Source organism: uncultured Psychroserpens sp. (genome assembly GCF_947494225.1).
Classification (GTDB): Bacteria; Bacteroidota; Bacteroidia; order Flavobacteriales; family Flavobacteriaceae; genus Psychroserpens.
On record NZ_CANLUG010000032.1, the window covers coordinates 1 to 294 of the forward strand.

A 294-nucleotide genomic window follows, 5' to 3' on the forward strand; every position below is an offset into this window, starting at 1 on the left:
TGCATTCCATGCATCTGCAAGAGTTTCGTTATTCGTGTCAGAACATTCTAATACTGTATTTTCTATAGTACAAGCTGTTATATCTGGAGCGATAGTATCTACTACCGAAATTGTTTGAGTATCAGACACAGTATTACCACAGTCGTCAGTAGCTGTCCAAGTTCTTGTAATTGTTTGCGTGTTTCCACAAGCATCAACAGCAGTATCAGCAAAAGTAACTGTTACATTTCCACAAGAGTCTGTAGCTGTAGCATTACCAGTAGCTGCAGGATCAGTACTTTCCGTACATTCCAC

1 protein-coding gene is annotated in these 294 nt (G+C 39.8%); it reads right to left on the minus strand.

Annotated features, from left to right (window positions below):
* Nucleotides 1-294 (minus strand): hypothetical protein (locus Q0893_RS19525; RefSeq protein ID WP_299278971.1); only part of this gene is annotated, 294 nt, incomplete at both ends.